This is a genomic window from Streptomyces sp. NPDC097595, assembly GCF_044761525.1.
In the GTDB taxonomy this organism is placed as follows: domain Bacteria; phylum Actinomycetota; class Actinomycetes; order Streptomycetales; family Streptomycetaceae; genus Streptomyces; species Streptomyces drozdowiczii_A.
In genome coordinates this window covers 103,621-116,217 of the sequence record NZ_JBIWCN010000018.1, presented here as the reverse complement: position 1 = coordinate 116,217, position 12,597 = coordinate 103,621, and the positions used below count along the sequence as shown (strand labels likewise).

The 12,597-nt window shown below is 74.2% G+C and carries 12 protein-coding genes; 7 read left to right on the top strand and 5 right to left on the bottom strand.

Annotated features, from left to right (window positions below):
* Positions 1-7: 7 nt before the first annotated feature.
* Positions 8-1,906 (bottom strand): DEAD/DEAH box helicase, encoded by a 1,899-nt coding sequence (locus ACIQZN_RS25855; RefSeq protein WP_403998523.1) that lies wholly within the window; start codon positions 1,904-1,906, stop codon positions 8-10.
* Positions 1,907-2,377: 471 nt separating this feature from the next.
* On the opposite strand from ACIQZN_RS25855, the gene ACIQZN_RS25850 reads away from it, so the two are divergent.
* Positions 2,378-3,112 (top strand): ferritin-like fold-containing protein, encoded by a 735-nt coding sequence (locus ACIQZN_RS25850; RefSeq protein ID WP_403998353.1) that lies wholly within the window; start codon positions 2,378-2,380, stop codon positions 3,110-3,112.
* Between the two features lie 25 nt (positions 3,113-3,137).
* On the opposite strand, the gene ACIQZN_RS25845 is transcribed toward ACIQZN_RS25850, so the two are convergent.
* From ACIQZN_RS25845 to ACIQZN_RS25830, 4 genes are all read right to left on the bottom strand, one after another.
* On the bottom strand, positions 3,138-3,407 hold the full coding sequence (locus ACIQZN_RS25845; protein WP_391259297.1) for a hypothetical protein: 270 nt from the start codon (positions 3,405-3,407) through the stop codon (positions 3,138-3,140).
* Positions 3,408-3,597: 190 nt separating this feature from the next.
* Positions 3,598-3,825, bottom strand: coding sequence for a DUF3107 domain-containing protein (locus ACIQZN_RS25840; RefSeq protein WP_328902193.1), 228 nt, complete (start codon positions 3,823-3,825; stop codon positions 3,598-3,600).
* Between the two features lie 131 nt (positions 3,826-3,956).
* Entirely contained in the window at positions 3,957-4,598 is a 642-nt protein-coding gene (locus ACIQZN_RS25835; RefSeq protein WP_018105511.1) for a TetR/AcrR family transcriptional regulator, read from the bottom strand.
* Between the two features lie 168 nt (positions 4,599-4,766).
* Positions 4,767-4,982 carry a hypothetical protein gene (locus tag ACIQZN_RS25830; protein ID WP_403998348.1) on the bottom strand — a complete coding sequence of 72 codons (216 nt, stop codon included), beginning with the start codon at positions 4,980-4,982 and terminating at the stop codon, positions 4,767-4,769.
* Positions 4,983-5,092: 110 nt separating this feature from the next.
* Between ACIQZN_RS25830 and ACIQZN_RS25825 the strand changes: the two genes are divergently transcribed.
* The 6 genes from ACIQZN_RS25825 (at position 5,093) to ACIQZN_RS25800 (ending at position 12,512) form a co-directional block, all read left to right on the top strand.
* Positions 5,093-6,058, top strand: a complete 966-nt coding sequence (locus ACIQZN_RS25825) for an alpha/beta fold hydrolase (RefSeq protein WP_403998345.1) — start codon at positions 5,093-5,095, stop codon at positions 6,056-6,058.
* Positions 6,043-7,368 carry a DUF3152 domain-containing protein gene (locus tag ACIQZN_RS25820; RefSeq protein ID WP_403998342.1) on the top strand — a complete coding sequence of 442 codons (1,326 nt, stop codon included), beginning with the start codon at positions 6,043-6,045 and terminating at the stop codon, positions 7,366-7,368. The genes ACIQZN_RS25825 and ACIQZN_RS25820 overlap by 16 nt, the downstream gene beginning before the upstream one ends.
* Before the next feature lie 180 nt (positions 7,369-7,548).
* Positions 7,549-9,288, top strand: a complete 1,740-nt coding sequence (locus ACIQZN_RS25815) for a glycosyltransferase (protein ID WP_403998339.1) — start codon at positions 7,549-7,551, stop codon at positions 9,286-9,288.
* Entirely contained in the window at positions 9,281-10,561 is a 1,281-nt protein-coding gene (locus ACIQZN_RS25810; RefSeq protein ID WP_403998336.1) for a hypothetical protein, read from the top strand. Before ACIQZN_RS25815 ends, ACIQZN_RS25810 begins: the two co-directional genes overlap by 8 nt.
* A 161-nt stretch (positions 10,562-10,722) precedes the next feature.
* On the top strand, positions 10,723-11,688 hold the full coding sequence (locus ACIQZN_RS25805) for an NAD(P)-dependent oxidoreductase (protein ID WP_073964087.1): 966 nt from the start codon (positions 10,723-10,725) through the stop codon (positions 11,686-11,688).
* Positions 11,676-12,512 (top strand): spherulation-specific family 4 protein, encoded by an 837-nt coding sequence (locus tag ACIQZN_RS25800; RefSeq protein WP_403998333.1) that lies wholly within the window; start codon positions 11,676-11,678, stop codon positions 12,510-12,512. Before ACIQZN_RS25805 ends, ACIQZN_RS25800 begins: the two co-directional genes overlap by 13 nt.
* Positions 12,513-12,597: the final 85 nt, after the last annotated feature.

The window sequence follows — 12,597 nt, the reverse complement described above, 5'->3', positions numbered from 1 at the left end:
GGTCCGCTCAGCCCTCGGCCTTCGCGGTGGCGCGCGGTGCCCGGCGCCGGCGCGGCTTGGCCTCGCCCTCGGCGCTCGCGGTCTCCGCCACGGCCTCCGTCTTCGGCTTGGACGCCGTACGCGTACGACGACGGACCGGCTCGGGCTCGGAGATCGGCGCGATCTGGAAGTCGACCTCGTCCTCGACGGGCTTGATCACCCGGCGACGGCGCGGCCGCGTGACGACGGGCGCCTCCGGCTCGGCGGCCGGCGCGCTCCGCACCGCGGCCTCCTCGGTCACCGGCTTGGCCGCACGGGCCCGGCGGCGACGCGGCTTGGCCTCGTCCTCGGCGGTCACGGTCTCCGCGACGACCTCGGCGGCGACGGCCTCCGTCTTCGGCTTGGCGGTCCGGCTCCGGGTGCGCTTCTTCGGCGCGGCCTCGGCCTCCGGCTCGGCGACGACAGCCGCGGGGGCCTCGGCCACGGCGACCGACGCCGTGGCGGCGGCGGCCTCCGCCGCGATGGCCTCCGCCGCACCGGCACGGGTGCGCCGGCGGCGGCGCGGGGTGCGCGGGGCGTCGGCCGGAGCCTCGGCCTCGGCGGCCGGGGCGGGCACGGTCGCGGCGCCCTCGTCGAGCGAGGTGCCACCACGGGTGCGACGGCGCTGACGCGGGGTGCGCGGGGCGCGCTCCTCGCGGGCGGCCGGCGCGGCGGCGGACTTGCGGCCGCGGCCGCCCGTCTCGCCCAGGTCCTCGATCTCCTCGGCCCCGAGACCGGCGCGGGTGCGCTCGGCACGCGGCAGGACACCCTTGGTGCCGGCCGGGATGTCCAGCTCCTCGTACAGGTGCGGGGAGGTGGAGTACGTCTCGACCGGGTCCGGGAACTTCAGGTCCAGGGCCTTGTTGATCAGCTGCCAGCGCGGGATGTCGTCCCAGTCGACCAGCGTGATCGCGATGCCCTTGGCGCCCGCGCGACCGGTCCGGCCGATGCGGTGCAGATAGGTCTTCTCGTCCTCGGGGGACTGGTAGTTGATGACGTGCGTCACGCCCTCGACGTCGATACCGCGCGCGGCGACGTCGGTGCAGACCAGCACGTCGACCTTGCCGTTGCGGAAGGCGCGCAGGGCCTGCTCGCGGGCGCCCTGGCCGAGGTCGCCGTGGACCGCGCCGGAGGCGAAGCCGCGCCGCTCCAGCTGCTCGGCGATGTCCGCCGCGGTGCGCTTGGTGCGGCAGAAGATCATCGCGAGCCCGCGGCCGTCGGCCTGGAGGATGCGCGCGACCATCTCGGGCTTGTCCATCGAGTGGGCGCGGTAGACGTACTGCGCCGTGTTCTTGACGGTCGTGCCCTCGTCGTCGGGCGAGGTGGCGTTGATGTGCGTCGGCTGCGACATGTAGCGGCGGGCGAGCGAGATGACCGCGCCCGGCATGGTGGCCGAGAACAGCATGGTCTGGCGCTTCGCCGGCAGCATCGTGATGATGCGCTCGACGTCGGGCAGGAAGCCCAGGTCCAGCATCTCGTCGGCCTCGTCGAGGACGAGCGCGCGGACCTTGGACAGGTCCAGCTTGCGCTGGCCCGCGAGGTCGAGCAGCCGGCCGGGGGTGCCGACGATCACGTCGACGCCCTTCTTGAGGGCCTCGACCTGGGGCTCGTAGGCACGGCCGCCGTAGATCGCGAGGACCCGCACGTTGCGCACCTTGCCGGCCGTGAGCAGGTCGTTGGTGACCTGCTGGCACAGCTCGCGGGTGGGCACGACGATGAGGGCCTGCGGGGAGTCGGTCAGCTCCTCCGGCTTCGCGCGGCCCGCCTCGACGTCGGCGAGGACGGTGACGCGCTCAAGGAGCGGGAGGCCGAAGCCGAGCGTCTTGCCGGTGCCGGTCTTGGCCTGGCCGATGACGTCGGAGCCGGAGAGGGCGACCGGGAGCGTCAGCTCCTGGATGGGAAAGGGGGACGTGATGCCGACTGCCTCAAGGGCCTCGGCCGTCTCGGAAAGAATCCCGAGGTCTCGGAACGTAGTCAGGGTGCTGCCTCTTCTGTGAGACGCGGTCCGAGGCGAACGAAGGGGGTCGTACCGTGCCGGGGTTGGTCATCCGGCGGATATGCCGGGTGGCGCGGGACCACTGCCGTCGCTCGAGCGCTCGTGCCGCTGAGGGGGCCCCTCATCTGCGGTCGTACGTGTGCACACACCGCGTGGAGGGCTGTCGGGTCGGAGCCGATCGGGCCACCGACCGGGCATCCTCATTCAATTTCGCGCCACGAGCAGATGCAAAGTGCTCAGTAAGCGCATTACCACTGTACCCCGGATCCGCGCATCTGTGTTGGGCGAATTCGTCGGAACGGTGTGACGTCGGTCGTCGGGCGGGCCCTTCCACCGCTGCCCGGGCGGGCTATTCTGCGCTGCATGGAGACGCCTGACAACGCCAATGAAGCCCCCGCGACGACCAGAATCGCCGACCAGGACTGGGCCACCGCGTCCGCGCAGCCGCAGTACCGGGCCGCCGTCGTGGATCTGCTGGGCGCCCTCGCCTACGGGGAGCTCGCGGCCTTCGAGCGGCTGGCCGAGGACGCCAAGCTGGCGCCGACCCTGGCCGACAAGGCGGAGCTGGCGAAGATGGCGTCCGCCGAGTTCCACCACTTCGAGCAGCTGACGCAGCGGCTGACCGCCATCGAGGTCGAGCCGACCGCCGCCATGGAGCCCTTCGCCCGGGCGCTGGACGACTTCCACCGCCAGACCGCCCCCTCGGACTGGCTGGAGGGCCTGGTCAAGGCGTACGTCGGCGACTCGATCGCCAGCGACTTCTACCGGGAGGTCGCGGCCCGCCTGGACTCCGACACCCGCTCGCTCGTGCTGGCCGTGCTGGACGACACGGGCCACGGCAACTTCGCCGTCGAGAAGGTGCGCGCCGCGATCGAGGCGGACCCGAGGGTCGGCGGCCGGCTGGCGCTGTGGGCGCGGCGGCTGATGGGCGAGGCGCTGTCGCAGGCGCAGCGGGTGGTCGCGGACCGCGACGCGCTGTCGACCATGCTGGTCGGCGGGGTCGCGGACGGCTTCGACCTGGCGGAGGTGGGCCGGATGTTCTCCCGGATCACCGAGGCGCACACCAAGCGCATGGCCGCCCTGGGGCTGGCCGCGTAACGGGCCGGGGTATCGGGCCGGGGGGTCAGGCGGCGGCCGACCGGCGCAGTCGGCGGCTGCGGGGGCGGATCAGCAGGGACACCGTCACGGCGGCGATCAGCACGGCGCCCACGATGACGGCCGCCGTGTGGTCCCCGCCGAGCACCGAGTGCATCAGGGACGCGCCGAACAGGCCGCCGAGGGCTCCCGTGCCGAACACGGTCCGGCGGGCCGGGAGCCGGCCGGGGAGCGAGCGCAGCGCCGCCCAGGAGAGGGCCACTCCGAGCACGACGGCGCTCACGGTTTCCAGGATCACGGACGATCACCTCGCAGCTATGCGGAACGGGTCCTTCGGTGATGCTGGTACTACCCGTGAGCGACCGCTCACAACCCTCCCGCGCACAGGCTTCGCCCAGCCGCCGCACAGCCGGCCCCGGGTGCGGGCACCGAAACGAGGAGCGGCCCGGTGGGAAGTCCCACCGGGCCGCTCCTCGCGTTCGTACGCTCTACAGCGCGCCGAACCCCACCCGTCGGGTGCTGGGCTCGCCGATCTCCACGTAGGCGATCCGGTCGGCCGGCACCAGGACCTTGCGGCCCTTCTCGTCCGTGAGGCTGAGCAGCTGCGCCTTGCCGGCGAGAGCCTCGGACACCGCGCTCTCGACCTCTTCGGCGGAAAGCCCGCTCTCCAGAACGATCTCCCGGGGCGAGTGCTGCACCCCGATCTTGACCTCCACGGCTATGTCCCTCCGACGGTCAGTCCCTGCGCGGCGAACCGCGCCGTACGCAGCACACATTAGCCCGCTGAAGGGACTCGTCAGGGCGCCCCCGGCCACGCCCGCAGCGAACACGGGCGGCCGCCGGGCGGTCAGTGCTGATCGATGCCGTGCAGGGGGAAGCCGGCGATACCGCGCCAGGCCAGCGAGGTGAGCAGCTGGACCGCGGTGTCACGCGGAATGGCCGACCGGCTCGACAGCCAGTAGCGGGCGACCACCTGGGACACCCCGCCGAGGCCCACCGCGAGGAGCATGGACTCGTCCTTGGACAGGCCCGTGTCGCCCGCGATCACGTCGGAGATCGCCTCGGCGCACTGGAGCGAGACCCGGTCCACGCGCTCGCGCACGGCGGGCTCGTTGGTCAGGTCGGACTCGAAGACCAGTCGGAAGGCGCCGCCCTCGTCCTCCACGTACGCGAAGTACGCGTCCATCGTCGCGGCCACGCGGAGCTTGTTGTCCGTGGTCGACGCCAGCGCCGTGCGCACCGCCTGGAGCAGTGACTCGCAGTGCTGGTCGAGAAGGGCCAGGTAGAGCTCCAGCTTGCCCGGGAAGTGCTGGTAGAGCACCGGCTTGCTGACTCCGGCGCGCTCCGCGATGTCGTCCATCGCCGCGGAGTGGTAGCCCTGCGCGACGAAGACCTCCTGCGCGGCTCCCAGCAGCTGGTTGCGTCGGGCGCGGCGGGGCAGGCGAGTGCCCCGCGGGCGCGCCGCCTCGGTCTGCTCGATGGCTGTCACGCCGCCTCCCAAATTCGTGGTCCGACACAGCCGTTCCGTACGTGCCGCGCCATACCGACATCGTACTTTTGGGTAACCCCGGTATGCGCGGCGCGGACGCAGAATTTCACGGACCGGACGGCTGCGGAAGCCGCAGACGGTCCGCTTCCGTGCGCAGAGCGGGACGTATCAGCGGTAATCGTCCTCATCCTGTGGAACCACGCGGGCCTGGTCCGCCGCGTCCGCCTCGCTGGCGCCGCTGCGGTCGAGGTCCGTGAGCGGTTCGTCGCCCTCCGGACGGAGGTCGGTGTGCTGCTCGGCGGCGTCCGCCTCGGGCGTCTCCTGGTCGGGTTCGTCCGGCTGGACGTCCTCGAAGGTCTCCGGGTCCCTCGGGTCGACCGTCATGGTGACTCCCTTCCTCGGTTCGAGCCTATGAGGTACCCCGTGAAGCCGCTATGCGATCGTGTGACGGCGAACACATGAACCCCGGTGTGATCATCTCGTAACATTGCCGCATGTCTTCGACCGAGCTGCCGGGAGTCCGCGCCGCCGCCGCGGCGGTGTCACCCACGGTGAGCGCCGTCAGGGTCGCGGAGGGGGAGCGGTTGCGCTCCGTCGAGCTGCCCGGGCTGACGCTCACCGTCCGTTCGCGGCCGTCCCGGGGCCCCGGGCTGCCCGCCGCCCTCTTCGTGCACGGCCTCGGCGGCTCCTCGCAGAACTGGTCGGCCCTGATGCCGCTCCTGGAGGACCTGGCCGACTGCGAGGCGGTCGACCTGCCCGGATTCGGCGACTCACCGCCCCCGGACGACGGCAACTACTCGGTCACCGGGCACGCCCGCGCGGTCATCCGCCTGCTGGACGCCCAGGAGCGCGGCCCCGTCCACCTGTTCGGCAACTCGATGGGCGGCGCGGTGGCCACCCGGGTCGCCGCGGTCCGTCCCGACCTGGTGCGTACGCTCACGCTGATCTCGCCCGCGCTCCCGGAGATCCGGGTCCAGCGCACGGCCGCCCCGACCGCCCTGCTCGCACTGCCGGGCGTCGCCTCCCTGTTCGCCCGGCTGTCCCGGGACTGGACCGCGGAGGAACGCACCCGCGGAGTCATGGCACTCTGTTACGGCGATCCGGCACGGGTCTCCGAGGTGGGCTTCCGCGATGCGGTGGCCGAAATGGAGCGCCGGCTGGAACTGCCGTACTTCTGGGACGCCATGGCGCGTTCCGCCCGTGGCATCGTCGACGCGTACACCCTGGGCGGACAGCACGGGCTGTGGCGCCAGGCCGAGCGGGTGCTCGCGCCGACCCAGCTGGTGTACGGCGGACGGGACCGGCTCGTCTCGTTCCGGATGGCCCGCAGGGCGTCCGCGGCCTTCCGCGACGCGCGCCTGCTGACACTGCCCGATGCCGGGCACGTGGCGATGATGGAGTACCCGGAGACGGTCGCCCAGGCGTTCCGGGAATTGCTCGACGAATGCGGCGGGAGCTGATCCAGGGCGTGGGACGACACAGCCGGAAGGGCCCTGCGCCCAGCGCGCCCGCAACCGGGCAGGCGGAGCCGGACGGAGCGGGGCGCGAGGCCGCCCGGCCCGTCACCGGCACCGGTCGGCGCAGACGGCAGGCGGAACCCGCCCCCTTCGCGGGGGCGCCCGAGGTGCGCGGCGGCCACCCCGAACAGCGTGAACCGGGCGGCGGTTGGGGCGCGGGCCCCATGCGCGCCCCTTCCCGCCCGGGCCTCCAGGCGCCCGCGCCCGGCGCGCGCCCCGGCGCCCCGCGCCCCCCGCACCACCAGCAGGCCACCGGCACCCGGCCGCTGATACCGGGCCCCCGGCGCGAGTTCGTCGAAGCCTTCGACAGCCCGTCCGCGCCGACCGCCCCGCGCCGTCGCGGCCCGGTGGCCGAGGACCCGTACCGCTCCGTCACCGACGGGGAGACCCGCGAGCCGGAGACCCGGCGCGAAGAGGCCGCCGCCTCCGCGCGGGAGGCCAAGGGCGGCAAGGGCCGTACGTTCACCGGGATCGCGGCCGCCGCGGTGACCACCGTGCTCGCGGTCGTCGTGGCCGGTCAGGTCGCCCACGACAGCACCTCCGGGAGCGGCGCCGCGCAGGCCGCGGGGGTGGACCGGGACGACGCGGGCGACGCTTCCCGTTCGGACAGCCGGACGACGCCCTCGCCCAAGGCGGCCGTCAAGCCCCTCACGTACGCACAGAAGATGGCCAAGCCCTATCCGCTCTCGCCGGCGCTGACGGGCTCGGGGAAGTTCGAGACCGTGCCCGGCTCCGCCGAGGCGCCCGGCAAGGGGACGGTCCACCGCTACCGGATCGACGTGGAGAAGGGGCTCGGGCTCGACGCCCAGCTGTTCGCGCAGGCCGTGCAGAAGACCCTCAACGACGACCGGAGCTGGGCGCACGACGGCGATATGACCTTCGAACGGGTCTCCGAGGGCAAGCCGGACTTCGTCATCACGCTGGCCAGCCCCGGCACCACCGGCAAGTGGTGCGCCAAGTCCGGCCTGGACACCATGGAGGACAACGTCTCCTGCGACTCGGCCGCCACCGAACGCGTGATGATCAACGCGTATCGCTGGGCGCAGGGTTCGGCCACCTTCGGACCGGACAAGCTGTACTCGTACCGGCAGATGCTCATCAACCACGAGGTCGGCCATCGGCTCGGCCACAACCATGTGAGCTGCCGGACGGAGGGCGCGCTCGCGCCGGTCATGCAGCAGCAGACCAAGACGCTGGACCTCGACGGCATCAAGTGCCGCCCCAACCCGTGGGTCTACCCCACCGCTGAGTAACCCTCAGTTTCTATAGCGCGACAGAACGCTATTCCGCCGGGAAAGTTACGCCGGTTCACCCCTTTCGGTGGCGCGACGGACAACCGTCCGTCGCGCCACCGGCGTATCCGCTTACGGTCGTCCCGCCGCGAGTCGCCGAAGGAACGGCGGCCGCTCACAAGGGAGATCGGGGGTGCGCTCGTGCGGATCGGACTGCTCACCGACGGTGGTTATCCGTACGCGACCGGTGAGTCCAGGCTCTGGTGCGACCGGCTCGTACGCGGGCTCGCACAGCACGAGTTCGACCTCTTCGCGCTCAGCCGCTCCGCCGAACAGGAGGCGGCCGGCTGGGTCCGGCTCCCGGCCCAGGTCGCCGGCGTGCGCACCGCGCCCCTGTGGACCGCCGACGAGGACACCCTCGGCCTGCACGCCCCCCGGGGGCCGCTGGCCCGGCTGCTGACCGGCGGGGGCGCACGGACGTACGCCCGGCGCGAACGGCGGCGCTTCGCCGCGCACTTCGCGGACCTCGCGGCCTCCGTCTGCGCCGCCGCGGGCCCGGAGCGGGGCCGCGCGGACGCGGGCCGCGCGGAAGGCGGCGCCGAATCCCGCCTCGCGGACGAGCGGTTCACCCTCGGGCTCTACGGCCTCGCCGAACTCGCCTGGGAACACGGCGGACTGCCCGCCGCCCTGCGCTCCGAGACGGCTGTGCGCATCCTGGAGGCCGCCTGCCGCGCCCCCGGCACCGGACGCACCGTGCAGACCGCCACCGTCACCGACCTGCTCGCCTTCACCGCCGAGCTGGACCGGGTGCTGCGCCCCCTCTCCCTCGACTGGTACGAGGAGGACGGCCTCGGTGCCGTGGACCTCTGCCACGCGACGGCGGGCGGTGCCGCCGCGCTCCCGGGGCTGCTGGCCAAACGCTTCTTCGGGGTGCCGCTGCTGGTCACCGAGCACGCCGTCCGGGTGCGGGCGCACTACCTCGCCTCGGGCGGTGCGCCGGTCAGTGCGCCGGTGCGCGCCCTCCTCGCCCATCTGCACGGACGGCTCGCCACCGAGGTGTACCGGCAGGCCGCGCTCATCACCCCCGGCAACACCCACGCCCGCCGCTGGCAGGAGCGCTGCGGGGCCGACCCCGCGAAGGTGCGGACCGTGTACCCGGGCATGGAGGCGTCCCGGTTCGCCGCGCTCGGTGAGAGCGAGGACGACGGCGGGCCCGACACGCTCGTCTGGGTCGGCCGCATCGAGCCCGCCAAGGACCTGATCGGCCTCCTGCACGCCTTCGCCGAGGTGCGCCTGGCCGAGCCGGACGCCCGGCTGCGAATCATCGGCGCCCCGGCCCCGGGCCCGGCGGGCGCCGCCTATCTCGCCCGCTGCCGCGACCTGGCCGCCCAGCTCTTCCCCGAGGAGGAGGCGGTCGGCTTCGAGGAGATCGGCGGGCCCGAGGTCCCGGAGCTGGCCCAGGCGTACGCGGCGGGCGGGGTCGTGGTGCTCTCCAGTGTGGTCGAGGGCTTCCCGATCAGCCTGGTCGAGGCGATGTTCTGCGGCCGGGCCACGGTCTCCACGGACGTCGGCGCGGTGGTCGAGGTCATCGGCGGTACGGGGCTCGTGGTCCCGCCGCGCAACCCCCGGGCGCTCGCGGACGCCTGCCTTGCGCTCCTGCGCGACCCCGAGCGCCGTGCACGCCTGGGTGCGGCGGCGCGCGCCCGGGCGCTCGAACTCTTCACCGTCGAACAGAATCTCGCCGCCTTCCACGGCATCTACCTGGAGCTGATCGCCCGGGCGCCGGTACGCGAGAGGCCGCATCCCGCCCCGCACGACGGCCCGCGCCCCTTCGCCACCCCGCCCGAGGCCCACGTCCTGGACCACTGGCCGGAACCGCCCGGCCGGGAGCGCGCCGACCGCACCCCCAGCTGGGCGGGCGCGGGGAGCGGCGATGCGTAGCCACGAGACGGCCGCCCCCGCACCGGGCGAACAGCACCACGGAGGAACGACGATGAGCCGCGAGGGCCACCAGGGGGACGCCGCACCGGCGGGGGAGCTCGCGCCCGAGGACGCGCGCGCCCCCGAAGTGGCGCACGCGCACCCCGCGTCCGCCGTCCGCAAGGCCGCCGTCGGGCGCCGGGGGACCGCCGACCCGGTGCGGGCGCTCATGCACCGTCACCGGGAGCTGTGCGAACGGGCCGTCGACCCGCTGGAGATCGCCGCCGGCCTGGAGGCCCACGGGGTCACCGACCGCACCGCCGCCCGCTACCGGCACCGCGACGTGTTCTCGCTCGCCGAGGAGCTCTTCGCCCGGGTCCCCGCCGTCGCGGGGGAGCCCGCCGCGACGGGCCCCGCGCCCGGCTCCGCGACCGGCCCCGCTCCGGCGCGCGACGTCACCACGCGCGCCGCCTGGTCCCTGCGCGCGCTGCTCCCCGGCGCCGCCTGCCTCGCCACCCTCGTCGCGCTCGGGCTGACCGACGGGGTGCTCGGCGGCGACGCCCGCCTCGCCATCGGCTCCGCCGGGGCGCTCCTCGCGCTCACCGGCCTCGCCCTCGCCCTGCGCACCGGCCCGCTGAGCGCCCGGCAGGGGGCGGGCTCGTCCGGCGCCGCCGCGCTCGGCGCCTGCTGGCTGATCGGCTACGTCCTGTACGGCGACGACCTGCTCCACCAAGTCCTAAGCGGCGGCCCCGAGGGCCCCTGGACGCTGACCCCGGCACCCCTGCTGGGGCTCGCCGTCGCGGTGGCCCCGGCCGCCTGGTGCGCGCACCTCTTCGCCCTCCACGCGCACCGCCGGCTGCACGGCAGCCATGCGCTGGACGAGTTCGGGGCGGGGGCGCGCCCCCTGCTCTTCGGCGTCGTCGCGCTCTTCGTCTGCGCCCTCGCTGCACTGCTGTACCTGGCCCGGCTCGGCTTCGGCGCCGGCGGCTCACCGGCCGGGGCCGCCGCCCTCGGGGTGCTGCTCCTGCTGGCCCGCCTGCTGACCGTCCACGGTTTCCCCGAACCCGCCGCCACCGGACTCGCCGCCGCCTGCGCGATGGAGGCCGCCGCCCCCGCCCTGCTCCTGGCCGGACGACTGCCCGGGCTCCACGCGGTCGCCCGCCCCGTCGACGCCCTCATCGAGGCCGCCGGCCCCGGGGTCGTGCCCGTACTGGCCTGCGGCACCGCCGCGTTCGGCCTGCTGATCACCGCCGTTCTCGCCCTCTCCCGGGCATCCGCCCACGCCGCCCCCTGAGGCGGCCCCAGAGCCCCCCACCCGCGGAGCCGACGCCGCGGGCCGTACCCGAACCGTACGCACCGAAACGTACGGAACAGCCCTCAAGGAGACACCGACATGACCCGCCAATCCCCCGCACCGGCAGCCCGCCGTCGGCCCTCAGGCCGGGGCGGTGCGCGATGAGGGTGCTGCTGCTCGGAGCCAACGGATTCATCGGCCGGTTCGTGGCCGACCGGCTGCTCGCCGACCCCGCCGTCCACCTCACGGCCCTCGGCCGCGGCGACGACGCCGACGTCCGGTTCGACCTCGCGACCGGCAGCCCCGGAGCGCTCACCCGCTTCCTGGACGCCGTCCACCCCGGGGTCGTCGTCAACTGCGCCGGCGCGACCCGGGGCGGCGCGCGCGACCTCACCCGGCACAACACCGTCGCCGTCGCCACCGTCTGCGAGGCGATGCGGCGCAGCCGCTGCACCGCCCGCCTGGTCCAGGTCGGCTGCGCGTCGGAGTACGGGCCCTCCCAGCCCGGCTCCTCCACCGCCGAGGACGCCATCCCGCGCCCCGGCGGCCCGTACGGCGTCAGCAAGCTCGCCGCCACCGAGCTCGTCCTCGGCTCCGGGCTCGACGCGGTCGTCCTGCGGGTCTTCTCACCGGTCGGCCCCGGTACCCCGGCCGGTTCCCCGCTCGGCCGGCTCGCCGAGGCGATGCGCCGCACGATGCAGGCCGGCGACGGCGAGCTGAAGCTCAGCGGCCTCGGCGTGCAGCGGGACTTCGTGGACGTACGCGATGTGGCGCGGGCCGTCCACGCCGCCTCGCTCTCCGCCGCCCAGGGCGTCGTCAACATCGGCACCGGCCGGGCCGTCCGGCTGCGCGACGCGGCGGCCGTCCTCGCCAAGGTCGCCGGATACGCCGGCGCGCTCCATGAGCTGGACACGCCCCCCGCCCGCCTCCCCATCGGCGCCCCCCGCACCTCCACCGAGTCGGTCATCGAGCACCTCTCGGCCACCCCGTCCCCGTACCCGGACGGCTGCGGCGCCTGGCAGCAGGCCGACGTCCGCACCGCGCGGGACCGGCTCGGCTGGCGCCCCCGGATCAACCTGGAGGAATCGCTCGCCGACATCTGGATGGAGGCGGCGTGCCGTATCTGACGAGCACCGGCACCGCCCGGCGCACCAGCGGCGCCGACCGGCTCGGCTTCGGCGTCCCCGGCTACGCCCATCCGCTGCTCGCCCCCGCCGAGTGGGCCGAGCTGACCCGCCCCGGCACCCCGCTGCACTGGGCCGTCCTCAACATCGACAACGGCCCCGGCAGCAGGCCCGACCCGCACTGCCTGGAGGCGGCCGGCCGACTCCGCAACGCCCGCGCCCGCGCGCTGCGGGACGGGGACCCGCTCGACGCCGTCCGGGCGTCCGGCGGCAGGCTGCTCGGACAGCTCGACCTCGCCCACGGCACCCGCCCGTTCGGGGAGCTGCTCGCCGACGCCCGGTCGTACCTGGACTGGTACCGGGTGGACGGCTTCTATCTGGACCGCTGTCCGGCCGGGCGCGCAGAGCTGCCCGTCGTCCGCCGGCTCACCGGCACCCTGCGGGCCTTCCTGGGGAAGGACGACGGCCACCTCGTGCTGGGGCACGACACCCACCCGTATCCCGGTTACGCGGAGACGGGGGACCAGCTCGTCACGTTCCGGGGGGCGTGGAGCGACTACCGCTGGTCGCAGGTGGCGGAGTGGACCGCGGCCTACCCGCCCGGCCGCTTCGCACACTTCGTGCACGGCGTTCCGCGCACGAATCTGGAGGAGGCGATGCGCATCGCCCGCTGGCAGGGCGCCGGGACGATCTTCTTCACCGACCGCGGCGGACGGTCCGGTCCGGGGAACGGCCGGAACGGTCGCGGACAAAGCGACCCATTCGCGGCACTGCCCAGGTACTGGGACGAAATCGTCTCGCGGATCGGACCCGGTATCTCGGAATGAGAGGGGGCGTGGCAGTGTTACCGGAAGAACAACCGTACGTAGTCGAAGTACGTAGAAACCGACCACCTGCATTGTTGAGGTTCCT